The organism is Edaphobacter sp. FHG110511_03 (genome assembly GCF_059115365.1).
In genome coordinates this window covers 316319-337287 of sequence record NZ_JBZYWL010000005.1, presented here as the reverse complement: position 1 = coordinate 337287, position 20969 = coordinate 316319, and the positions used below count along the sequence as shown (strand labels likewise).

The window sequence follows — 20969 nt, the reverse complement described above, 5'->3', positions numbered from 1 at the left end:
GGAGGAAAGTGTGAGACATCGTAGAGGGATCTCTTTGGCGGCAGGATTGGCGCTGGCATGCGTTCTGGTACATCCCGCCCTGGCGCAGAAGGATGGTGTCCTCGCCCGCATGCCGGGCGAAGCGCCTCCCATCTCCGCGAACGGAGTTCCCGCAACCGCACACATCGCTCCCGGCGAGTTCCTCATGGGTGCCGACGCCGCTGCGCTCACACCTTCGATCACCAAGGGCTTCGGAGTCATGTCCTCCCGGCCCAAGCATGGCGACTTCGACGAAGTTCCCGCGCATCGCGTTCGCATCACCAAAGATTTTCAGATCGGCATCACCCAGGTCTCGCCCGAGGAGTTCGCAAAGTTCGATCCCTCCTATAAAGCCCTCTCCGCTACACCTGCCTATGCCGCAGGTGTCAGCTGGGATCAGGCCATGGCCTACTGCCGCTGGCTTACAAAGAAGACCGGCAAGCCCTGGCGCCTGCCCACCGAAGCCGAGTGGGAGTACGTCGCCCGCGCCGGAGGCAAGCATCTGTATGGCGCTTCAGACACCCCACTCTCCGTCGATCAGGCCAATGCCTTCGGCGTTAAAAACATGGAGCTCGGCCGTCCCGAGTGGACCCTCGACTGGTATGGTCCCTATCAACCCACCGGGCAGACGGATCCCACCGGAGCCTCCTCTGGCATGACGCGCGTCATTCGTGGTGGAGGCCTAGACTGGCGTCACACCGCGACCAAGACCTCCGCCGATCTCAATGTTCCCGCAACCTCGCCGTACTTCACGCGCCCTTCCAACCGCGCCAGCTTGCCTCCGTCGTATGCATCGCATACCGGCAACGTTGGCTTTCGCGTTGCGCAGGCTCCCATGCCGACAGGCGCACATACTCCTGCATGGCAGTACTTCTTTCAGACTGCGATCAAACAGCATTCCATTCTCGACGGCCCCGCGCTCAGCAAAGCCATCGATACGCCCGACATGAGCCGCCCGCTTTATCGCACGCATGAGCTCTTCGCCAATGTCGGCGATAAAAACATGCGCGGCATCGGCTGGAAACTCGGCTTGGCTCCCGGCCTCGGCATCAACTATCACAACTCCGCCATCCAGGTGCTTCCCAACGGTGATCTTCTCGCTGCTTACTACAACACGCCGGATCAGGAAGACGATCCCGACCAGACCGTCATGACGCTCCGTCGCCGCGCTGGTTCCAACCAATGGGACATGCCTGAGCCCTGGCCCGTCTTCGGAGACGCCGGGCTCGCCGCGCCCGTCATCTGGAACGACCCCGTCCACCAGGCCCAGCCCGGCGGCAAAACATGGTTCTTCTGGGGCTTCGCACGCCTCATCGGAGCTCCGCCTTTCGCCTGGGCCACTTCGAATGACAGCGGGGCCACCTGGTCGCCCGCTCACTTTCCCGTCTTTCCCCAGCCCATCGGGCGCTATGTCTCGCAGCCCATCAACAGCATCGTGCGTGGACCCAACGGTGCGATCTACATTCCCACCGACTCCACGGGCCGCGACCCCGATGGCAACGGCTCCATCAGTGCCGTCTGGAAGACCGCCGACGAAGGTAAGACCTGGTCCGACACCGGTGGCCGCACCGCTGGCCGTCACACCACCATCGTCTTCGCAAAGAATGGAGACCTTCTCGGCATCGGCGGCAAGAACTCCGAGATCAACGGCCACATGCCGATGGCGACCTCACGCGATGACGGCAAGATCTGGACCAAGTCCGAGACGCCCTTCGACGAGCTGATGAGCGGCGAGCGTCCCAGCGTCATTCGCCTGAAGAGCGGCCGCTTGTTCTTCGTCTCCGATTTCAATCCGACACATCAGAAGCATCTCCACAAAGACGGAAGCTACGTCGCTCTTTCGAACGACGACGCAAAGACCTGGACGATCAAGCGGCTTCCCGCGAACGTCCTGACCGTCGGTTACACCACCGCCACACAAGGGCCCGATGGCGTCATCCACGTCGTCACATCGAAGAATAAAGTCAACTACGAGATCGAGCTCAACGAGGCGTGGATTCTCGACAAGTCCGCAGGAGATACGCAAACTCGAGCCGGTGACCTCACCCACGTCCAGCCTTTCACCGAGCGTTATCCCAACGGCAAGACCAAAGCCACATGGAGCGCCGGCCGCGCCGCCGATGGCCGCGTTCTGCTTGAGGGAACCGAACACTTCTTCTATCCCAGCGGCAAGCCCATGTGGACCGTCAGCTTTCACGCCGGTGAGAAGACCGGAGAAGAACGCTATCAGCGCGAAGACGGCACACCCATCTGGGTGAAGACCTACACCGCCGACGGAACCTGGACCTGGGACAACTTCGACGCGCAAGGCAAGCGCACTGCAACCTCACACTGGCGCGGCAAGACGCTCCTGTCCAGCGATGTTCCTGATGGCCCATTCGATAAAATCCCCGGAGCCGACAAGCTTCCGCCGCCTCCAGGCGAGTAAGCCATCTCAAAGTCATCAAAGACCGCTGAAGGAACCGCATTCTGAGCGAACCTTCGACAATCGTCATTCTGAGCGAAGCGCAGCGAAGTCGAAGAATCCCTGTATTTCGCTCGCGTCGCCACAGAACTTCAGCCGACGGATACACATTGACCCTGGTGAACATGAGACGAAGCATCCTGAAATCCCTGCTCCTCTTTAGCCTCGCTGCGGCAGGCCTCCACCTTGAAGCCCAGACCAAACCGACAGACCCGTGGGTCTTCGCCTACTTCAAGGAGCCCGGCTCGCAGGGCATCTACCTCGCGCTCAGCCGCGATGGCTACACCTTCACGCCACTTAATGACGGTCAGCCCTGGCTCAAACCCAGCGAGCCCGGCGAGATCATGCGCGACGTCTTCCTCACGCGCAATTCGAATGATCACGGCTTCCGTATGGTCTGGACCTGGGGCTGGCGCGGCAACTCCATAGGAACTTCCAACTCCGAAGACCTGCTCACCTGGACGCCGCAGCGCAAGGTCGAGATCATGGGAGCCTTTCCCAACGTCCACAACACCTGGGCACCGGAGACCTACTGGGACAAGGATAAAAAACAATGGCTCATCCTCTGGTCCAGCGCCTTCGATCCCGTCGCCGGACAAACAGAAGGGGAAGGCCTTCGTCTCTGGGCCTCGCGCACGAAGGATTGGCAGAGCTTCTCGAAGCCGGAGAAGTTCTTCGACCGCGGCTTTCCCGTGATCGACGCCACGCTCTTCCACCGCAGCTTCGCAGGCAAAAAAGATGTGGTGATGGTGCTCAAGGATCAAACCCCTGACCCGCTTCGCTACAACGAGCGCTGGACCTCCGGTCCCACGGTGGAGGGTCCCTGGGGCCCACTCTCCGCTCCCATCAACGCGAGCTGGTCCGAGGGACCAAGTGTCATTCAGGCAGGCGATAAATTCATCGTCTACTACGACCACTATCGCCCGCCGAATCCCCGCTTTGAAACAGCCGAAACCACCGACTGGATTCATTGGACAAGCGCCGACGACAAGATCCACCTGCCCGCAGCCTGCAAGCACGGAAGCTTCTTTCAAGTCACCGAAGCGGAGGCGAAACGCCTCCTCTCCCGTCAAGACTCACCCGCTTCCATAACGCGATAGGTTTTAACCGGCTTCCAGATTGCCGTATACAAGGAATCAAGACCGCGCCTGAAATTCGTACGACCTTTTATAAAAAAAGACAGACCGCCTGACGACGGTCTGTCGAAGATTAGAAATCGCAGCCTAGCTAGGCTGTCGTGTTTCCTTGGATTGCTTTGGCAGCTTTACGGATCACGTCGATGACAACGTCAGGTTGAGAGAGCATGGGAACGTGGCTGCTCTCCACCTCAACCACAGTCGCTCCCATACGCTTCGAGACCCACCGCTGGAGATCGGGATGCACAGTGTGGTCTTGCTTGGTCAAGATGTACCAGCTCGGTTTTGATTTCCACGGTGTGCTCTTGATCTTTTGCTGCTGGAACAAATCAGCCACAGGCGCAATATGCGTGGCCCAGACGAGCTTCTGTTCCTCCTCCGAAAGGTCTCCCGCGAAAAACTCAGTCCCATTCGGAAGCATCCAGGCGCGCCCGTCCGCGACCTCAACGCGAGAGAAGATATCCGACGGATATTTGTCGAGTTGCTGCTGTACAGTCTCGCCGACATCCGGCGCGACCGCTCCAATGTAGACGAGGCCGGCCACGCGATCATCTACGCCCGAGGCGGTAATGGTAGCGCCGCCGTAGGAATGGCCCACGAGGAGGACAGGGCTACCGACGCGGTTGAGCGTGCGCTTTACCGTAGCCACGTCCTCTTCAAACGAGTCGAGACCATATTGGACTGCAATCACCTCATGCCCGTCCGCCTGCAACGCCGGGATGAGCTTGCTGAAGCAAGAGCCATCGGCCCAAATGCCGTGGCAGAACACGATGGTTGGTTTGCGTTGTGATGACATACTGATACTCCTGAGATTTGAATTTCGGACAACATGAGCGTTATCCGTTGGCAATAGGTTCCTCCGCATCAGGCGCTTGCACAAATACTTTGACTGCGTGATCTATGCTTATGAAGCATAGATAGCGAGGTAAAAATGGAACTTCGTCATCTCCGGTATTTCATTGCGGTCGCCGAGGAAGGCAGCCTTCTGCACGCTGCCGAGCGGCGACTCCACACTGCACAGCCTTCGCTAAGCCGCCAGATCCGCGATCTCGAAATGGAACTCGGCGTGAAGCTGCTGGAGCGAAAAGCGCGAGGCATCGAGCTCACTGCGGCTGGGCGGGTATTCCTCGATCATGCACGACTGGCGCTGATGCAGATTGAGGTAGCGTGCGAAGCTGCACGAAACACCGAGCGGCCTCACAAACCCGGTTTTGGACTGGGCTTCCTGCCGGGACAGGAAGTGATCTGGTTGTCAGCGGCTTTGAAAATCCTGCGCGAGGAGGCGGCTGATGTCGACGTTACGATCACGACGAAATCCTCGCCCGAACTCGCCAATGCCTTGATGCAGGGAGAGATCGATGTGGCTCTGCTGAGACGCGAGACGCGGACCGCTGGTCTGGACTTCAAATTTCTCGTCAAGGAGCCTCTGGTCGCGGTCCTGCCTTCTCGCCACCGCCTGGCTCGGCATAAAGCAATACGGCCGGAGGATATCTGTCGCGAGGACTTTATCAGCACAGCCCGTGCCGCGCCCGTGCTCAAGACCGTGATCGAAGAGTACGCGGCGAAGATTGGCATCAAACTGAAGCAGATCTACGATGCCGAAACTCTATCGGGTGGAATGTCGCTGGTCGCGTCTACAGGAGGCTTTACCTTATTGCCAACCTACGTACAAAATGCGCTGATTCCTTCTGTAGTCGCCCGGCCTTTGCGCGGCGAGGTTCCGACCATCGATCTCGTGATGGGATACAACAAATCGAATACCTCTCCGTTGCTCAAGAAGTTTTTGCTTCGGGCAGATGAGCTGACCCTCGTCCGGGCCGGGAAAGCGCTGTCAAGCGCAAATTCGCCTAAGTTGAACAAAGCAAGCGGACGAATCTTGCCGATTCGTTCCCGTCGTTGACTTAGAATTAAAAGAGAAAAGCCCCGGGTCCCATCCCGGGGTTTTTCTTTTAAGCCAAACTTCATGGCTCTAAACGCAATATTCCCAATACTTTGCGAGTAAACCATGCATTATCAGTATTTTGCAAACTTAGTCCGAAGCTATGTCCCAAGGAATGAAGACTTTGCGCAATTTCCGTAGGGGGGCCTAGTCCTCGAACATCCAATCCAGATTGGGTGGTTCCTTGCTGTTCGGATCGAAGCTTACATGCGGCGTCACATGCGTCGTCTCCGGGATAAAGCCGAGGACCACATAAGCTCCTTTGCCGAGATCGAGATCGTTCTCCCCCGCAGGCAGTGGCTTAGCCCACACGCTGATCGGTAGTCCCTTCGTCTGGGAGATGGCATTCGGCAGCACGATGTTCCACTGCTCGGTATCCGGCGATACATTCATCGCCTTGCGCGACTCCGACTTGAAGAAGCCCACCAGAATCTGCGCCGGCTTATCCAGCGTGAAGCGGATCGGAGTCCCCTGCCGCGTGGAGACGCGGATGCCGTGCAGCCCATCCAGCTCCGGTGCAACCGAAGTGATCGGAGCCTCCTGGTTGGAGTAGAGGCTCGCCCCCTTAGCCACAGTAAACGCCTGGCCATCGTCTGATCGCAGTTTGAAGCCGATCTCCGGCAGACGCTCCACATGATCTGCAGAGGGTTGGGAAGCGCCTCCGGCCTTCAGCTTCGTCAGCCGTCTGTCGAAGACCGCAAGCTCCTTCTGATACACCGGTAAAAGATCGCGCCAGTGGTTGGTCTGTGGACCTCCACGCACCGGGATCTGCCGCTGCGAGGTTTGCATGCCAGCTGCGTTGCGATAGGTGGTGTCTGTCAGTTGCGTCAGCGTCGCGAAGTCCTGAACGCTCTCGGCCAGCAGAGAGCGTGCTTCGGCAAGGTGACTCGCATCGTGATCGTAGCCGTAGCGCATAACCAAGGCCGCGGCCTGCACTTTAGAATTGTAGAACGCCATCAAGGCAGCGATCGCGCGCATGTCGTTCAGCACGCGCTCGTACTCGGGCTTCGCATCCGCCGCGATTCCAGGCGCTGCCGCCTCGGCCTCGCGCACGGACTCTGCGGACTTCTGCATCGCGTCGTTAGCCACACCCAGCGGATTTTCGCCATGATGCTTGCCGTGGTTGACCTCATTGGCCACCCACTCATCCAGCCTCTCGCCATCCGGAGCATCCCCTGTCCACAGCGTCTGCGCCGGGTTGAAACGAGCGGCATCGATCAGCTGCGGCATGGTCATTCCCAACGACAGCACTTGCCGGTTGCCCTCGGTAATTCCCAAGCGGCGAATCACCTCCGGCTCAGTGACGCCGGAGAGCTCATACGCCGCCAGCAGATGCGCTCCAGCCTGCATCTGTGCGGGGGTAAGGTTATGCTTCTGGTCTGCGAAAACATCGACGCTCTCGGCACCCACCACCAGCGGACTGTGCCCCGCGGAGTCCAGGTTGCCCGGAACCGCAAAGCGCCGCGCGAACTGCTCGGTCCAGTACGTCTGCTCCAGCTTTGGATCGCGCTCGGGGTTCCACGCATAACGCGCCCAGCTTGCGAACCAGATCCAATCACGATCGGTTTGCTGCAACAGCGGCTCGGTCTTATCTGCCGAGTTCGGCCAATCCCAGTAGCGCAGCGGATAGACGTGCACTCCGCCGATTCCGATCCGCACAAAACTCCGCGTCGTCTCGCGGACGAAGTCGGGGTTCCCCCAGCGAAACGGCTCGAAGTTCGACATCAGGTGCAAGTTTACAATCGTGTTGTTCGAGCCCTTCACCAGCGTCTCGAAGCGCTGTTTCACTGGCCCGCGAATATTCGTCCACGTAAACGACTCGCCGTTCCACTTCCACATCGTGTCGATGTTGGAGTAGAGCGCGGTAGCTGCAGGCATCGCCTTCTCGATGTCGGTCGCATGCGCCCGCACCACGATCGGAGGCTGAGGAACGGGATGACCCACCGCCTTCTCCTGCTCGGCAAGACCGTCGAGCACGCCCGGGATGATGGTCTTCGTCAGCCACTCCGGCCCGTAGTGCGGACCCATCGCTTCGCCCAGCGTCATGAAGATTCCGACGTTCGGATACTCGCGAATGAACTCCGAGATGCAGTACCGCGTGTACGCGCTCGAAAGCTCCGAGGGTGCCGACAGGTGAAACGGCAGGTTGTGAGCGCGGGCGAAGTTGTGCGAAAGATGAATATTGTAGAACCCCTGCAACACCCATATCCCGCGCTTATCCGCCTCTGCGGTCAGCCAGCGAAACATCTCGATGTTCTGCTCCAGCTGCGCGGATGGCAGCTCCTGGGCCTCAGGATACTTCGGCAGCTTCAGCAGGGAAGTGAATGGATGCCCGTTCCATAAAAACAGAGCATTGGTCCGCTGCTGGACCAGAGCGTCCAGATACTTCGTCCACTCCGCCTTGTCGTAGAACCAGGAAAAATCTTTCTGGGTGTATGGGTAGTCGTACTCCGCGTTTTCGTAGGTCAGCTCCGGCTTCTGTAATCCGATCACCGCTCCGCGAATCTTCAACTGCGGGTGATCGATAAAGTCCAGTTTCTCCGGCAGCGAACCTGTCGCACGAATGCGATCCGCTAGCTCCTCCGCGCCGTAGAGCACGCCAGATGGATCAGATCCTTCGACAACGATGGTGTTATCGATTCGTTTCAGTGCGAATGCTTCTTTTGCATTGGGCCATAGCTCGGGGACCTTCGCGCCAAACTTCTCCAGCAGGGGATCATGCTGGGTTGCCAGCAGAATGCGCTCGTTGCCGGAAAGCTTCGCAACTGCCACGCGCAGCCGCTCTGCCGCAAACTTCTCTCTTGGAGTTGCCCTGGTAGAGACCTCAACGCGTGGAACCGCGAAAGCGGAAATCGAGCTACACCACAAAGCTGCAACCGCCAGAGTCTTAATCATGTCTAGTCCAGAACCTCTGCTGTCGGTGCTTTGCCCGTTGGCTTTCCTGTTACATCGGAGACCTTCCGAAAAACGATCGCCTGAAACGGTCTGTTCGGAAGCTTTACTCGCGATTTTCCTGAGAAGGTTCCGGGAAGTTTCGTTTCTTTCATTTCGAAGGGGTCAATCAGAGATGCTTCAAAGTTCGAGGTATTCGGGAGCGGAAACTCATATCGAGCGGGCCGGTGATAGTCGAAGTACCAGAGGTAGAGCTCGTTTGGTGTTCCGGCGGACAGATAGTACGACCCTTCGAACTCGTTGAGTCCGATCTTGGTGTATTTCCGCACAACATCATGCAGGAAGGCGATGCGATGAGCCGATTCCCCGCGGAGACGTCCGGCATCGGACCAGCTGGATTCATGCGCATGCGGTCCGGTTTCGTCGGAGATGAAGACCTCGCCGTGCGAGGCGTAGCTTCCGCGGATGGTCGCGAGCCAGAACCTCCGCGTCATCTCTTCGGCGGACAGGTTCCCCCATCGCCGCTCGACATCACCCTCGTACTGGATCTCGTCGTAGACAATCGGCTTGTTCCAGGCCAGACGCCGCTCTGCGGACTTCTCGAAATCGTAGCTTTGCAGGCTGGCATGGGTGCACCAGGGCTTGGAGTGGTCATAGATCACGCCGGAGTGATGGATCGAGCGCAGGTGACCGTATGGATCTTCCGCCTGCACGATGCGAAAGAAGCGGTCCCAGTCCGACATCGTCTTCGCTTTCACGAGGTCATATTCGTTTGCAATAGCCCACCACACATTCCGATAGGCGGAAAGCCGCGCCACAGCATATCGCAGATAGAAGTCGTCTACCTCATTCGGCATCGCCTTATATCCCCAGGCATCGTAGGGATGAAAGAGGATGCAGTCGGCTTCGATGTCCGCAGCCTGCAGTTCCAGAATGCGCTTCTCGACCAGGTGGAAATACTCCGGGTTGAAGCGTGTGTAGTCGTTGGTGCCGCCGCGTCCCTGTGGAGATGCGTCCGTATTCGGAAACGGGAGGATCTGCGGCCCTTGTCCGATAGGCTTGGGAAGCACGCAGACGCGGCTTTTGTTGAATACACCCTTCATCCCGGCCAGCGAGTTTGCCGCGTTCTCTTCCCCGGTAAAGAGAAACGCATACGTCGTGGTTCCGAAGGGAAAATATGGAGTGCCGTCGGCGTGGACGAAATGAAAACGATGCGCTGTGGTTACAGGACCATGGTTGCTGGTGCTTGCAGGCGTACAGGTAAACCTGCCGCTATGGCCCTTCAGTTCCGCAGTCTGGCTTATTGTCGTGTAGGTCCAGATGCCGGTCGTATCCGGCATAAATCGGATACGGTAAGTTCCCTCGCCATCGTAGAAGCCCTTCACCTGAACTGAGCGGTGTTCATGCATGAACTCCGCGGTTAGCACAACTTCCTGGAAGGGGTTTCCTGAGGAGGGACCTTTCAAAACAACTTCGAAGACACCCCACTGTTCTACTCGTTCAGCGCTAGTTTGTTCGGAGGCGATTTCGGCCACGGCCCCTGGCTGCAGTGAGCCGGCTAGTGTGGCCGCGCTCATCTTCAGCATGTCTCTGCGATTCATTTTGGCCCCTTCCGGTGGGTTTCACAGGTTTGCATACTGCTTCATGAGTCAAAAATTGCAACTAAGTCGTTCTAACCAGCCATTTGCAGGGCTATCAATGACATATTTGAAAGTTATTTCAAATAAACTAAAATTATAATCTCGATGGCCATTTACAATGACGCTGACGATAAATCGATTTTTAGTGGATGTTTCATCTTTACGGAATCTTTCTGAGAGTGCGCATGAAAAAATCCAAAACGGTTTCTGCACCAGCGGCACCCAAGGTATCCGTTCGCCGGCGCCTTCCCAAGTGGGCGCTTGAAAATAATGGCGAGCCTTCCTCGAACGATGAGGTTTACTATCTTCGATCGATCGGCCGGGCGCTCGAGGTCCTGAATTGTTTTGATGGCCAGACTCCGCTGTCGCTCAAAGAGATCAGCGGACAGATGAAGCTTCCGGAATCCTCCCTGTTCCGTGTCCTCAGGACGCTGGAGCACCATGAATACCTGCAGCAACATCGCGACGGCACCTATCAGCTTGCACCACGACTGATCTTCGGGTGGCTGGTTCGCGCCGCGGAGCATGTGCGCGAGACCGCCCGTCCTGAGATGGAAAAGCTGGTCAACGCCTTTAACGAAACCGCGAGCCTCGCGTATCTCTTCGACGACCGCATCCACGTGCTCGATTGTCTGGAGACATTTCACGAGATCCGCATGACCAACAAGATCGGGCGAGTGCTCCCGCCGCACTGCTCTGCCATGGGTAAGGCGATTACGGCCTTCCAGGATCGTTCGCTGGCGGATCGCATGCTTGAGGTCTATGGCCTGATGCCGCGCACGGAGCACACCATCACCGATCGGAAGAAGCTGCTTGCGGAGTTCACTGAGATTCGCAAGACCAGCATCGCCTCGGACCGTGAAGAGTCGATTCGCGGCGGAATCTGTTTCAGCGCCCCCATCCGGATGGAAGGGGACAGAGTCGTTGCAGCCATCAGTCTTTCTACTCCGACGATCCGTATGGACGCCAAGCATGAAGCCGAGATTCAAGCCGCCCTGCTGGAATCAGCCCGGGCTATCGCGAAGCGGCTGTAGATCGGATTGCGTATAAAGAGCTATGAGAACAAGCCGCTGGGAGGACCAGCGGTTTATCTGCCGACCTGAACCATGATCTTGGTGAAGTCTGCCGGGGCGGAGGACCACTTCGCGAGGATGGCGGGTGTCTCCTCCATGCTTACGATTGCCGAGATCGCGCGCTCGACGGGAAAGTGCCCACGTTCAAGCATCGCAATCACCTCGCGGAAGTCCTGTGGCAACGCATTACGCGATCCCATGATATCCAGTTCCTTCTGCACGAAAAGCTTGGTCTCATAAGCAATTGGTTCCTTTGCGTAGCCGATGTACACCACTCGGCCTGTGAAGGCGACCTCCTCGACTGCCGCGCGAAAGGTCTCCGGCAGACCGATTGCTTCGATGACGACGTCGGGGCCACGGCCTTTGGTGACCTCGCGCAGGCGCGCTCGAAAGTCTTCGCGCGCCGAGTGAATCAGGTCGGTTGCACCGGCTGCGCGCGCGGTCTCCAGTTTTGTGTCGTCGAGGTCGACGGCAATCGTGCGGGCTCCGCGGAAGGCAGCGCCAGCGATCGCTCCGAGTCCTACGCCGCCGCATCCAAAGACCACGACCACATCTTCAGCGGTGACACGGCCGCGAGCCACTGCATGAACGCCCACGGTAAGAGGCTCAACCAGACAGAGCTCCTTCAACGAAAGCGAGGAAGGGTATACCTTCTCCTCGGGGACGGCGATCCATTCGGTCAATGCGCCATCGCGCTGCACGCCAAAGGTCTGGTTGCCTTGGCAGGCGTTGAATCTCCCTCGAAGACAGGAAGCGCAGCTTCCGCAACTTGTATAAGGCGATACTGTCACGTGCGTTCCCGGAGGAGTTGCGGAAGAGCCTTCGATTACGGTGGCGGCAATCTCGTGGCCGATGATTCGCGGATAGACCACTAACGGATTCTTACCGCGGAAGCTATTGAGATCCGTTCCGCAAAGCCCCACCATCTCCACTTTTAGCAGCAGGTCTCCAGCGGTTTTCCGCGGTTCAGGCGTCTCTACGACACGGGCCTCTCCGGCTCCGAGTAGTGATACAGCTTTCATCTCTCATCCTCTGTTTTGGAGCGTGCTGTCATAAACAAGCATTTATTTTCATTTACAGAATAGACTCTTTTTTATGGCCCTAGTGTATGCAGGCTTCAGCAGCGCGCACAAATACGATCTTCCAGTGAGAGCGAGATAGGCATGGATCGCCGCGATTTTCTGGGAGCGCTTGCCGCTTCGGTTTTGGTCTCCCGCACTGGGGCAGGCCAGATGCAGCAAGCCGCCAATCCTTCTCTCACGATCGGTGACGTCGTCACGAATCCGGTCGCGAAAGACTTTGTTGGCCTTTCGTACGAAAGCGCGCAACTGGCGAACCTGGATTTCTTTTCCGCGAAAAACGAGCAGCTCGTCGGGCTCTTTCGCGAGCTTGCCCCCCACGGCAACCTGCGTCTTGGTGGCGGCTCCAGCGAGTTCACCACATATTCTGAAGAGTCGCCTGCTGGCTCGCCTCCCTTTGAGGTCTTCGGACCGGATACTTCAAAGACTGTAAAGAATGGGACCGTGACATCTGCATTGGCTTTGCGCAACCTTCGCAGCTTTCTTGAAGCGACGAATTGGAATTGTCTTTACGGTCTCAACCTGGGGCAGGGGAGCATTGAGAATGCCGGGCGTGAGGCTGCAGCCGTACAGAAGATTCTTGGATCCCGCCTGGTCGCCTTTCAAATAGGCAATGAGCCGGACAGCTTTCGCAATCGATATCGACCTGCCAGTTATATGCCGGCTGATTACATCGCAGAGTGGACCCGGTTTCGCGAAGCGATTGTGAAGACTACTCCTCAAGCTCGTTTTGCTGGGCCGGACATCTCGAACAAGCTCGCTTACCTTACTGCCTTCGCTGACGAAGCTGCAAAGCATCCTGATGTGATTCTGCTAACGAGTCACTACTATGCCATGGGTCCAGCCGGCAATCCTCAGGCTACGCTCGAGAATCTGCTGTCCGCCGAGCCGAAGCTGACGACTCTGAAATCTCGCGATCTTCCCTTGATTGAAGCGGCGCAGAAGCAGACGCATCTTCCCTATCGCATGTCGGAGGGGAACTCGTGTTGGGATGGAGGCAAGGCCGGGGTGTCCGATACCTTCGCGTCGGCACTGTGGTGTGTCGGATACATGCTTGCCTGTATGAGCCGCGGCTGGGCCGGGGTGAATCTGCATGGAGGTGGGAATGGCTACTACACACCCATCGCCGGAGCTCCTTCGACGGGTCTCACGCGGCGGCCGGAGTTCTTCGGGATTCGATTTGCGCAGCGTTTCGTCGGCTCGAAGTTGGTAAACGCGACTCTTCGCGATGCCGATCCGCGGGTCGAAGCCTTTGTCTTTGACAGGGCTGGGAAGCGTGAGCTCGTGCTGATCAATAAGACGTCGGAGTCGGTAACCTGTTCGATGCCCGCAGGAGGCAGTGCAGTTTCTGTTCTCACTTTGCAGGCACCCGCAATCGACGCGAAGGACGGAGTGGAGATTTCGGCCTCACCTCTGCGGGCTCAGAAGGTCGCTGTAGCGCCTGCCTATACGGCAACCGTATTTCGGCTGACAGGCCATCCTCACTCTTAAGGCATCGATGGCTGGATGCGGTACTTCGAAAGAAAAAGGGAGAGCCGAAGCTCTCCCTTTCCTAACGCGCGGCTGTGTGATCGTCTCTCAGAGACAAACTTGTTGCCGGTCTAGCGGGTAAAGAGATCCTTGACCTGTTGCACAAAGACATCGCGTCCCATGTCACTGATGGCTTCGGTAAGAGGGAGCTCCTTGGGGCAGGCCTGAACGCAGTTCTGAGCGAAGCCGCACTCCTGGATTCCGCCATCGCCGGCGAGGGCGCGGAGGCGGTCCTGGGAGAGAACTGCGCCGGATGGGTCCATATTGAACAGCTTTGCCTGGGCGATGGTCGCGGCGCCGACGAAGTTGGTGACATCGTTGAACTGAGGGCAGACCTCCATGCAGCAGCAGCAGGAGATGCAATTGGAGAGCGGATAACGCTGCTCCTGCACCTGTGGGAACTGTCGTGGGCCGGCGCCGAGGTCGTAGGTTCCATCGATGGGAACCCAGGCCTTGACCTTCTTGAGGTTCTCGAACAGGACGGAACGGTCGACCGCGAGGTCGCGTACGATGGGGAACTTCGAGAGAGGCGCAAGCGTAATGGGCTGGGCCATGTCGGAGCCCATAAGCTTATCGACCAGGGCGGAGCAGGCCATGCGTGCCTTGCCGTTGATCAGCATGGCGCAGGAGCCGCAGATCTCCTCAAGACAGTTCGAATCGTAGGTGACCGGCGTGGTCGGTTTGCCGGCTACGTCGACGGGATTGAGCGCAATTTCGCCGAGAAGCGAGGTGATGTTCATCCCGGGACGATAGGGGATCTCAAACTTCTCGGTGATGGCTGCGGCCTCGGGGCTGGCTTGCCGCTTGATCTCGACTTTGATTGTGCTGGGCATGGGTCTGTTTCCTTAACTAGGGGTAACGGCGGGATAGCGAGTCTTGATCCGTCGTGAATGTGCAAGTGCCAGAGACGGTTTTTCTACAAGGAACCAGGAGAGAACCGCGCCGATGGCGACGGTCACGAGAGTAAGAGCGAGCGCGACCCAGGGGCGGGTCCGATAGAGGCCTATGGCTACGAAGATTTGGATGACGGGCCAGTGCTGCACGTAGATGCCATAGGAGAAGTCTCCCCAGCGAGTGGGTCCCTTGATGACAGGGAAGAGAAGCGATGCGCTGAGAGTAAGGGTAGCAATAGCTGCGGGGCGGAAGAGGAACCATCCGGTAGCAACATGCGCCAGGTAGAGCAGAACAGCGCCGAGGGTGAGCCAGCGGCCGTGCGCTTCAAACCACTGAACGTGGTAATGGATGAGCGCACCGATCATGAAGAAAGAGAGCTGGCCGGGAAGCTGGAGCGCAAACGTGTTGTGATCGGCCATGAGAACGCGATACACGATGGAGAGGACAAAGAGTGACCAGAGCACGGCGTCGCGATTGAGACGGCGGCATAGCCAGACGATGATGGGCACGGCGATGTAAAACATCACCTCGATCTTGATGGTCCACAGGGCTCCATTCATGCCAGTCATCGGATTCGAATCAAAGACACCTGGAATAGAGCCAGCGAGAAAGTTTGCAAAGGTGAGATTCGCCAGAAGGAAGGGGATGACGTGGAAGCTGCCGTAAAAGAAGGCGATCGCGAGGCAAAAAGCCGCAGCCAGCCAATAGCCGGGAAGAATGCGGGCAGCGCGCTTGATGAAGTAGTCCTGCAAGGAAGAGCAACGCTCGTAACTGGCGAAGATCAGAAAGCCGGAGATTGCGAAGAAGCCTTCGACAGCGAGATGTCCGCTGAAGTAACGCGGAATATTCTCAAAGACGGGTGCTCCGCTGATGGAGCCGACGTGAAAGAAGACGACGACGATAGCCAGCAGCAGGCGGATGATGTCGAAGTTGTTCTCTCGCCTCATGAAGAGCACACTCGGCGTAAGAAGAATTTGTAAGAGAGTGAGTGCTGATCAGAAGCAGAACTTTCCCACGTCCTGGAGGCGAATGGGCTGGCGACGAAATCTAGAAGATGCTGCCGGTATGTCCGGCGTGTTCCTTCTCGAGCGTCGCGAGAGAGATACCCTCTTCCTCGCAGGTAAGGTGTCTTCCGGAGGCTTCGATCTGTCTGACTCTCTTGCGAATACTTCTGTTGTAGAGAATCACGTAACTCCAGACCGCAATGAAGATTACCGGAAGAACGATGAACACGAAATAGTTCGAGATCATCTCCGTCATGACCGGTTAGATGGCGCGAGCGGGTTGGAGGGATAATCGGTACCATCGAAATTTTTCCTGCGTTCCCGTTTCGGGAGGGAGGTACGACCTCCCTTCAGGCCGTGGCGTCGTAACGACGTGGGCGCGGCGTGATGTGGCTGATGTCTACATCCTCAAACTCAAATTTAGGCGCATCGTTAACGAAGCTTGCCTTGGTGGTCTTCAGGAACTTCTCATCGTTTCGCTCGGGGAAATCAGGCTTGTAGTGGGCTCCGCGCGATTCATCACGAAGCTTGGCGCCCTGCACGATGACCCTGGCGAGCTCAAGCATGTTGTAGAGCTGCCGGGCGAAGGCGAAGCTGGTGTTGGCCCACTGGCTCTTGTCCGAGAGATTGATGTTGCGGTAGCGCTGCTGCAGCTCGACGATCTTGGCGTCGGCTTCCTCCAGCCCAGCGTTGTAGCGGATGATGGTGGCGTGCTTGGTCATGGTTTCACCAAGCTCGCGCCAGAGCTTGAACGGGTTCTCGGTGCCGGGATTGTTGAGAAGGACGTTGTTGTTCTCCTTCTGTCGCTGCAGCTCGGCTGCGTGGCCGCCGTCTCCCTCTGGAGACGCCAGTGACTTTGCGTAGTGCAAGGCCTGGGGGCCGGCGACGAAGCCCCCGTAGATGCAGGAGAGGAGGGAGTTAGCGCCAAGGCGATTGGCTCCGTGGATGGAGTAGTCTGCCTCTCCCGCAGCGAAGACACCGGGGATGTTGGTCTGCTGGTTGAAGTCCACCCATAGGCCGCCCATGGTGTAGTGCATACCGGGGAAGATCTTCATGGGAACTTTGCGAGGATCGTCTCCAACGAACTTCTCGTAGATCTCAAGGATGCCTTCCAGCTTGTTCTGGCGCTCCGGCGCGAGGTGGGAGACGTCGAGGTAGACCATCGGCTGACCGTCGATGCCCATGCCGTGCTCGTAGACGACCTTGAAGATGGCGCGGGTGGCGACGTCGCGCGGGACGAGGTTGCCGTACTTGGGGTACCACTCTTCGAGGAAGTACCAGCGATCGCTCTCGGGGATGGATTGCGCCGCGCGCTTATCGTTCTTGTCCTTGGGGACCCAGACGCGGCCACCTTCGCCGCGGGCCGATTCGGACATGAGGCGGAGCTTGTCTTCGCCGGGGATGGCGGTGGGATGGACTTGGATGAACTCGCCGTTCGCGTAATAGGCCCCCTGCTGGTAAAGGGCTGATTGAGCTGATCCGGTGCAAACGACTGAATTGGTGGACTTTCCGAAGATGGCTCCGTTGCCGCCGGTGCAGACGATGATGGCGTCGGCCGGGAAGGTGCGCAGCTCCATGGTGCGGAGATCCATGGCGGTAATTCCGCGGGCGGCACCCTTGGAGTCGAGCACAGCGGAGAGGAACTCCCAGCCTTCATATTTCTTGACCTTGCCCTCGGCCTCGTAGCGGCGAACCTGCTCGTCGAGCGCGTAGAGGAGCTGCTGCCCAGTGGTGGCGCCTGCAAACGCCGTCCGGTGAAATAATGTCCCACCGAAGCGACGGAAGTCCAACAAGCCTTCGGGAGTGCGATTGAAGGGGACTCCCATGCGGTCGAGAAGGTCGATGATGGCCGGACCCTGCTCGCACATGTGCTTGACGGGGGTCTGATTGGCGAGGAAGTCGCCACCGTAAACCGTGTCGTCGAAGTGAGCCCAGGTGCTATCGCCTTCGCCCTTGAGGTTCTTTGCGGAGTTGATGCCGCCCTGAGCGCAGACGGAGTGGGAGCGCTTGACCGGAACGATGGAGAAGAGATCCACGTTGCCGCCCGCCTCGGCGATCTTGATGACGGCTGCTAGACCTGCGAGGCCTCCGCCTACGACGATGATTCTGGGAGTTGCTGCTGCCATTCTTAGTCCCTCAGGAGCTTCGCGAGCTCCTCTTTTATCTACAGGTGCGGCGTTTCTACAGCCGAATTACTTTTGTGAGACGACGGCGACGGTATTTGGGGGCGCTGGAACCGAGGCTGTTGGAGCCGGCTCGGAGACCTCGGGCATCACATCCTCGGGCGCGTTCTTGTACTTGTCGATGCCGACGAAGGCGTACATGCTGGCGAGTCCCATAAGGCAGAGCGCGATGCCGGCGACGGCGCAGACATAACCGAGACGCTTGCGCGCTTTATCGCCGGGAGTGATACCCCACTTGGCGGCGAAGAGCCAGACGCCGTAGGCGAAGTGCCAGGTGGTGGCGATCATCGCGACGACGTAGATGGCAAGCATCCAGGGGTTCGAGAGCTCGTGCTGGACCTTGGCGAAGGCCGCGCCGGGGTGCTCGGGCAACATGACTCCGGTAAACCGCTGTCGCCAGAGGTGCTGCACTATATAGAGCAACGCGATGATGCCAGTAACGCGCTGAGTGAGATACATCCAATTACCCGCCCAGGGGTAGACATTGACGTTCGAGCGGCCACGGACGGCGATGAAGACACCGTAGAGGGCATGATAGGCGAGCGGGATGAAGATCAGTCCCCACTCGAGTACACGGACTAGGGGTAGTGAGTTGAGGAACTTTACCTGCTGGGCGTAGGCGAGCGGGCCGTTAAGGGCCTCGAAGTTCGAGACGATGTGCTCGATGAGGAAGGCGCCGATGGGCACGATGCCGGTGAGAGAGTGCAGCCTGCGCCAGAAGAAGGAGTGCCCTTCGCCAGCGCGAAGCGGTTGCACGCCGCGAAGAGGCGGAGTGGCAGGTGGGGCTGGCGGTGCGGCGGTTGCCATGGCGAAACTCCTTGAGATTCGTTGGGAGTGCTGCTGCGCGTAGATTTTCGGCAGCAGGCTGATTATTCCGCTCCGGTTAAGACAGAGTCAAGGAATCAAGGGGTTTTGGTGCGATTACCGACAGGTTTGTGCGATTAAGTAGACGGCGCGAAATTGCGAGTCTTTGGGTCCGATATCGCTTTCCTATGAGAGTTTCTGTAAAAGCTCCCGGAGCGCGCGTCCGCGATGGCTGAAAGAGAGCTTTGCGGCGGGTTCAAGCTCGGCCATCGTTTTCCCCAATTCCGGAAGGAAGAACAGAGGATCGTACCCGAAACCCAATGTCCCACGTGCGGCCTCAAGGATAGTTCCTTCCACGGTGCCGTCTCCGGTCGCGATGACTTCACCGTCGCGCGCGGCTGCGAGGACACAGCGGTAGCGCCCGCGGCGATCTGCTTCGGAGGTGCCGTTGAGCGATTCGAGAAGGACCTGGTTATTACGCTCGTCGACAGGAAGACCTTCGGCTGGAGCGAAGCCTGTATCTTCGGCGTAACGCGCGGAGCGCACACCAGGCGCGCCTCCCAGAGCATCGACTTCAAGCCCGGAGTCATCTGCCACGACAATCAGGCCTGGAGATTGAAGCGAGTAGTAGATCGCCTTGGCGCAGGCGTTGCCTGAGAAGGTCGGCTCGTCTTCGGGAGGCGCCGGGATCGTAGAGAGGCCGGGCAGAGTCTCAAGCTTGACGTTTGTGCCCGCGACCTCTGCCGCTGCAGCAGAGAAGTCGCGGAGCTTGCCTGGGTTCGAGGTGGCGACGTAGAGGTCCATTCCTCTATTCAAGCATCGACACGATTGCTTAGCGTGCGATTCTGAAGCGTACAAAGGCTGCTACCCCCCAGGGATGATCGCCGTACATGGACCGGAGGGCATCAGGAGTGGTGTAGGTGGTGAACTGCGCGCCCGGTGCGGCGGTGAGATGCCGGCTTAGCCGGAAGTCGCGATCGTAGCCGAAGCTGTAGGCCTGAACGTGTCCTATGGGATCCTCTTCAAATCCGTCAGGAAGAGAATTTCCTGGGGCGATGAGCAGCTCGCTGGTGCGGCCGGCATTCTCGATGCGAGTCCAGACGTAGTTGCGGCGCGCGAACTTGAAGAGCGATTCCGCAAGATAGCTGTTGACTTTGTGCTCGTCATGACCGCTGGTGATGGATCGAGTGCGGCCCCAAATGAGGGTGTTCGACCAGTTGCCGACAGTGAGGCCATTCGCGTCGCGGTCACCGAAGGGACGGTTGTACATGATGGATGCAGTCTGGCGGAGTTGGTCTTCGTGGGGGTAGAGCGCTTCGGGGCTGGTGATGCGAGCGATGGAGTATTGTCCAGTCAGGTTTGCTGTGGGCGATATGGTTAGCCGGGTTGAGTAGCTGTCGATGGCGAGACCGTTCGACGAGGGCTGGAACTGCCAGCGGCCTTCGGACGGTTCGCCACCGTGGAAGCCCGAGCCTTCGATACGGAACCATCGCCATGTAAGGCCCGTGGTCAGGACGTTGTAGGCGATGTGGGTGGAGTCCTCCTGGTGATGGCCCAGCGCGGCGATGGGATTTTCAGAAGCAGACATACGATGAGGGTAGGCGGAGGGGCCGATAGCGGGATCGCCAATGGGAGCAGCATAGAAGCTCAAAAGCACGCGTTCGCTGAGGCGAATGTCATAGAGCGCGGCTACTTCCATGAAGAAGTTGTGGGGATGCTGGCCGTCGATGATGGGTTTGCCGAAGGCGGTCTCACCCTGCTGGAAGAGGAGCGGGTACTGACGATCCGTGATGGTAGCTGGCTCGAGCGAGAACATCGTACGCAAAGTAAGCTGACCGGGGCCGAGACGACGCATCGCCATGGGCATGATCCAGTTGGCGGAGAAGAGCTTGTCGCCGCCACGACGGCCCTCAGGCGTCTGCGCGGCCTGTTGCTGTATATCGGTGACGAAGGCTTCGCCGTGCAGCATCCACATCCATGCTCCATGGCGTCCCATCATCATGTACATAGGCGTTGATGCCGGTTCCACGGTCGTGCCGGAAGAGAGATGATTCAGCTGAGCTTGAATGAGATTCGTAGGCTGCATCATCATGCCGGGCATCTGCGGCATGGGGGCCATACCTTGTTGCTGGTCCATCCGAGGCATTGGCATGTCGGGCATCGCGGACGGCTGTTGAGCCATTATGGCGAGGCTCGAGAACAGAAAAACGGGTGCTAAAGAACGTAGCAAACTACGTGGAATACGCGGGGTCACGACTCTATTTCTCCTGAGGGATAAGGCGAAAATGATGTCTGCTGGAAACGCATACAACT

At 58.3% G+C, this 20969-nt stretch carries 16 protein-coding genes; 5 read left to right on the top strand and 11 right to left on the bottom strand.

All coding sequences use genetic code 11. The features are described 5' to 3' along the window. Window positions 1-10 precede the first annotated feature (10 nt). Entirely contained in the window at window positions 11-2446 is a 2436-nt protein-coding gene (locus AC5S26_RS21215) for an SUMF1/EgtB/PvdO family nonheme iron enzyme (RefSeq protein ID WP_494186939.1), read from the top strand. A gap of 161 nt (window positions 2447-2607) precedes the next feature. Continuing rightward, window positions 2608-3582 (top strand): glycoside hydrolase family 43 protein, encoded by a 975-nt coding sequence (locus tag AC5S26_RS21210; protein ID WP_494186938.1) that lies wholly within the window; start codon window positions 2608-2610, stop codon window positions 3580-3582. Between the two features lie 127 nt (window positions 3583-3709). Here the strand turns inward: AC5S26_RS21210 and AC5S26_RS21205 are convergent, their stop codons facing one another. Continuing rightward, window positions 3710-4414, bottom strand: a complete 705-nt coding sequence (locus AC5S26_RS21205; protein WP_494186937.1) for an alpha/beta hydrolase — start codon at window positions 4412-4414, stop codon at window positions 3710-3712. Window positions 4415-4549: 135 nt separating this feature from the next. Here AC5S26_RS21205 and AC5S26_RS21200 point away from each other — a divergent pair, with 135 nt between their 5' ends. Beyond that, window positions 4550-5518 (top strand): LysR family transcriptional regulator, encoded by a 969-nt coding sequence (locus tag AC5S26_RS21200; protein ID WP_494186936.1) that lies wholly within the window; start codon window positions 4550-4552, stop codon window positions 5516-5518. Between the two features lie 186 nt (window positions 5519-5704). Here the strand turns inward: AC5S26_RS21200 and AC5S26_RS21195 are convergent, their stop codons facing one another. Together AC5S26_RS21195 and AC5S26_RS21190 are read right to left on the bottom strand one after the other, a co-directional pair. Next, on the bottom strand, window positions 5705-8452 hold the full coding sequence (locus AC5S26_RS21195; RefSeq protein ID WP_494186935.1) for a hypothetical protein: 2748 nt from the start codon (window positions 8450-8452) through the stop codon (window positions 5705-5707). Between the two features lie 2 nt (window positions 8453-8454). Then, on the bottom strand, window positions 8455-10050 hold the full coding sequence (locus AC5S26_RS21190; RefSeq protein WP_494186934.1) for a DUF5060 domain-containing protein: 1596 nt from the start codon (window positions 10048-10050) through the stop codon (window positions 8455-8457). Window positions 10051-10274: 224 nt separating this feature from the next. Between AC5S26_RS21190 and AC5S26_RS21185 the strand changes: the two genes are divergently transcribed. Next, a complete protein-coding gene (locus tag AC5S26_RS21185) occupies window positions 10275-11123 on the top strand; it encodes an IclR family transcriptional regulator (protein WP_494186933.1) in 849 nt (282 codons plus the stop codon). A 53-nt stretch (window positions 11124-11176) separates the two neighbouring features. Here AC5S26_RS21185 and AC5S26_RS21180 read toward each other — a convergent pair whose 3' ends face one another. Next, a complete protein-coding gene (locus AC5S26_RS21180; RefSeq protein ID WP_494186932.1) occupies window positions 11177-12184 on the bottom strand; it encodes a zinc-binding alcohol dehydrogenase family protein in 1008 nt (335 codons plus the stop codon). 141 nt (window positions 12185-12325) lie between these two features. On the opposite strand from AC5S26_RS21180, the gene AC5S26_RS21175 reads away from it, so the two are divergent. Then, window positions 12326-13732, top strand: coding sequence for a hypothetical protein (locus AC5S26_RS21175; protein WP_494186931.1), 1407 nt, complete (start codon window positions 12326-12328; stop codon window positions 13730-13732). A 110-nt stretch (window positions 13733-13842) separates the two neighbouring features. On the opposite strand, the gene sdhB is transcribed toward AC5S26_RS21175, so the two are convergent. From sdhB to AC5S26_RS21140, 7 genes are all read right to left on the bottom strand, one after another. Further along, the gene (gene sdhB, locus AC5S26_RS21170) at window positions 13843-14604 is read right to left on the bottom strand and encodes a succinate dehydrogenase iron-sulfur subunit (protein WP_494186930.1); all 762 of its coding nucleotides are present in this window, start codon (window positions 14602-14604) and stop codon (window positions 13843-13845) included. A gap of 12 nt (window positions 14605-14616) precedes the next feature. After that, complete coding sequence (locus AC5S26_RS21165) at window positions 14617-15612, bottom strand: acyltransferase family protein (RefSeq protein ID WP_494186929.1); 996 nt, start codon at window positions 15610-15612, stop codon at window positions 14617-14619. A gap of 100 nt (window positions 15613-15712) precedes the next feature. Further along, on the bottom strand, window positions 15713-15925 hold the full coding sequence (locus AC5S26_RS21160) for a hypothetical protein (RefSeq protein WP_494186928.1): 213 nt from the start codon (window positions 15923-15925) through the stop codon (window positions 15713-15715). Window positions 15926-16019: 94 nt separating this feature from the next. After that, window positions 16020-17795 (bottom strand): succinate dehydrogenase flavoprotein subunit, encoded by a 1776-nt coding sequence (gene sdhA / locus AC5S26_RS21155; RefSeq protein ID WP_494186927.1) that lies wholly within the window; start codon window positions 17793-17795, stop codon window positions 16020-16022. Window positions 17796-17861: 66 nt separating this feature from the next. Beyond that, window positions 17862-18659: a succinate dehydrogenase/fumarate reductase transmembrane subunit gene (locus tag AC5S26_RS21150; protein ID WP_494186926.1), complete on the bottom strand. Its 798-nt coding sequence runs from the start codon at window positions 18657-18659 to the stop codon at window positions 17862-17864. A gap of 183 nt (window positions 18660-18842) precedes the next feature. Beyond that, window positions 18843-19460, bottom strand: coding sequence for a non-canonical purine NTP pyrophosphatase (locus AC5S26_RS21145; RefSeq protein ID WP_494186925.1), 618 nt, complete (start codon window positions 19458-19460; stop codon window positions 18843-18845). A gap of 28 nt (window positions 19461-19488) precedes the next feature. Then, complete coding sequence (locus tag AC5S26_RS21140; RefSeq protein ID WP_494186924.1) at window positions 19489-20838, bottom strand: hypothetical protein; 1350 nt, start codon at window positions 20836-20838, stop codon at window positions 19489-19491. Between the last annotated feature and the right edge of the window lie 131 nt (window positions 20839-20969).

Excerpts from the sequence above, each read along its gene's own strand:
- AC5S26_RS21210 (WP_494186938.1), top strand. The coding sequence starts at position 2,608 with ATGAGACGAAGCATCCTGAAATCCCTGCTCCTCTTTAGCCTCGCTGCG.
- AC5S26_RS21205 (WP_494186937.1), bottom strand. The coding sequence starts at position 4,414 with ATGTCATCACAACGCAAACCAACCATCGTGTTCTGCCACGGCATTTGG.
- AC5S26_RS21200 (WP_494186936.1), top strand. The coding sequence starts at position 4,550 with ATGGAACTTCGTCATCTCCGGTATTTCATTGCGGTCGCCGAGGAAGGC.
- AC5S26_RS21195 (WP_494186935.1), bottom strand. The coding sequence starts at position 8,452 with ATGATTAAGACTCTGGCGGTTGCAGCTTTGTGGTGTAGCTCGATTTCC.
- AC5S26_RS21190 (WP_494186934.1), bottom strand. The coding sequence starts at position 10,050 with ATGAATCGCAGAGACATGCTGAAGATGAGCGCGGCCACACTAGCCGGC.
- AC5S26_RS21185 (WP_494186933.1), top strand. The coding sequence starts at position 10,275 with ATGAAAAAATCCAAAACGGTTTCTGCACCAGCGGCACCCAAGGTATCC.
- AC5S26_RS21180 (WP_494186932.1), bottom strand. The coding sequence starts at position 12,184 with ATGAAAGCTGTATCACTACTCGGAGCCGGAGAGGCCCGTGTCGTAGAG.
- AC5S26_RS21175 (WP_494186931.1), top strand. The coding sequence starts at position 12,326 with ATGGATCGCCGCGATTTTCTGGGAGCGCTTGCCGCTTCGGTTTTGGTC.
- sdhB (WP_494186930.1), bottom strand. The coding sequence starts at position 14,604 with ATGCCCAGCACAATCAAAGTCGAGATCAAGCGGCAAGCCAGCCCCGAG.
- AC5S26_RS21165 (WP_494186929.1), bottom strand. The coding sequence starts at position 15,612 with ATGAGGCGAGAGAACAACTTCGACATCATCCGCCTGCTGCTGGCTATC.
- AC5S26_RS21160 (WP_494186928.1), bottom strand. The coding sequence starts at position 15,925 with ATGACGGAGATGATCTCGAACTATTTCGTGTTCATCGTTCTTCCGGTA.
- sdhA (WP_494186927.1), bottom strand. The coding sequence starts at position 17,795 with ATGGCAGCAGCAACTCCCAGAATCATCGTCGTAGGCGGAGGCCTCGCA.
- AC5S26_RS21150 (WP_494186926.1), bottom strand. The coding sequence starts at position 18,659 with ATGGCAACCGCCGCACCGCCAGCCCCACCTGCCACTCCGCCTCTTCGC.
- AC5S26_RS21145 (WP_494186925.1), bottom strand. The coding sequence starts at position 19,460 with ATGGACCTCTACGTCGCCACCTCGAACCCAGGCAAGCTCCGCGACTTC.
- AC5S26_RS21140 (WP_494186924.1), bottom strand. The coding sequence starts at position 20,838 with ATGGCTCAACAGCCGTCCGCGATGCCCGACATGCCAATGCCTCGGATG.